The sequence below is a fragment of the Burkholderia sp. Ac-20349 genome (assembly GCF_017104865.1).
Classification (GTDB): Bacteria; Pseudomonadota; Gammaproteobacteria; order Burkholderiales; family Burkholderiaceae; genus Burkholderia; species Burkholderia aenigmatica.
Map to the genome: position 1 here is coordinate 1 of NZ_JAAGPM010000325.1, position 1725 is coordinate 1725.

Here is a 1725-nt window from a genome sequence, read left to right on the forward strand (position 1 = left end):
CTCGGCCACCGCGACGCGCGCGCCGGCCGCGCCGAACGCTTCCGCGCACGCACGGCCGATGCCCGCGCCGCCGCCGGTGACCAGCACGGTCTTGCCGGTGAATGAAATCATCGATGGACTCCTTTGAACGTGAAGGCAGGGCGTCGCGTCACAGCGACGACACCAGTTGCGCGTTGTCGATCCGCAGTTCCGCGCCGTTCACGAAGCGCGACTCGTCCGATGCGAGGAACAGCACGAGATTCGCGACGTCCTGCGGGTCGCACATGCGCGCCATCGGATCGCTGCCGATACCGAGTGCGGCCGGGTCGAGATCGGGCATCAATGCCTGCGTCATCGGCGTCCAGATCCCGTCCGGATGGATCGAGTTGCAGCGGATCCGGTAGCCGCTGCGCTTGCAGTGCACGGCGACACTGCGCGCGAGCGCCGTCACCGCGCCTTTCGACCCGGTGTACGCACACATCATCGGCAGGCCGCCGAGTGCGGCGACCGACGACATCATCACGATCGAGCCCGGCGTGTCGTTGCCCTTCATCGCGGCGATCGCGTGCTTGCAGCCGAGGAAATAACCGTCCGCGTTGGTGCGCATCACGCGTTGCCACGTGTCGAGGCTCGTGTCCTCGATCGAGCCGACCGGACAGATCGCCGCGTTGTTGACGAGCACGTCGAGACGGCCGAAGCGGTCGAGCGTCGACGCGATCGCATGCCGCCAGCCATCCTCATCGGCGATGTCGTGGCGGACGAACAGCGCCGCGTCGCCGATCTCGCGTGCAAGTGCGCGACCTGCGTCTTCGTCGATGTCGGTCAGCACGACACGCGCGCCTTCGGCGGCGAGCAGCAGCGCATCCGCGCGGCCGACGCCGCTTGCCGCGCCGGTGACCAGCGCAACCTTGTTTGCGACTCGATTCATGGTCGGTCGAATTCCTTTGACGTTGAAAGAAGGCGGGCGCTCATGCGGCGCCCGGTACGCGGCCGGTCTTGATCGCGTCGAGCGCGGCCGTACCGTAGATCTGCGCGATCGTGTCGTCGACGCGCGGGTTGGTGCGCAGCTCATGGCCGCCGTCGACCGCGAAGCTCTGGCCGGTCACCCAGCCCGACTCGGGGCCCGCGAGATAGCGCACCGCATGCGCGATCGCTGCCGGTTCGCCGAGCGTGCCGAGCGGGATCTGCTCGAGAAAGCTGTCGACGAGCGCGCGGTTGTCGAACATCGGCGCCGTGGCTTCGGAGCGCGTGAGGCCCGGGCGCACCGCGTTCACGCGGATCTTCGCGCCGGCCAGTTCCTCCGCCGCGCCGCGCACGAGCGCTTCGAGCGCGGCCTTCGCGGTGCAGTACGCGGACAGCCAGCGGAAGTTGATCTGCGCGGCCGTCGACGAGATGCAGACGATCGCGCCGCCGCCGCTGTCGGCGAGCCGCGGCGCCGCATGACGAATCGCGGTGAATGCGCTGTGCAGGTTCAGGTCGATTTCGGCGCGGAAGGTGTCGGCGTCGTGCAGCAGCAGCGGCCGGAAGCCCGCTCCGCCGACCGTCGGCACGACGATGTCGAGGCGATGGTCGAGCGCCCACGCGCAGTCGAGCGCGGCCTGCAGGTCGGCTTCGTCGCAGGCATCGCCCGCATGGATCGCGACGCGGCTGCCGGGCACCGCGTCGGTCAGGTGCCGCTGCGTGCGTTCGAGCGCATCGCGGCGGCGGCCCATCAGCACGACGGCCGCGCCGTCGGCGACGAGCGCG

At 69.7% G+C, this 1725-nt stretch carries 3 protein-coding genes; all 3 read right to left on the reverse strand.

Annotated features, from left to right (window positions below; translation table 11 throughout):
- A partial coding sequence (locus tag G3N61_RS40000; protein ID WP_241018135.1) for an SDR family NAD(P)-dependent oxidoreductase occupies positions 1-111 on the reverse strand: 111 nt, incomplete at its 3' end.
- 37 nt (positions 112-148) lie between these two features.
- Positions 149-907 carry an SDR family oxidoreductase gene (locus G3N61_RS38980; RefSeq protein ID WP_089452902.1) on the reverse strand — a complete coding sequence of 253 codons (759 nt, stop codon included), beginning with the start codon at positions 905-907 and terminating at the stop codon, positions 149-151.
- A 40-nt stretch (positions 908-947) separates the two neighbouring features.
- Positions 948-1725 (reverse strand): SDR family oxidoreductase (locus G3N61_RS38985; protein WP_205825109.1); only part of this gene is annotated, 778 nt, incomplete at its 5' end.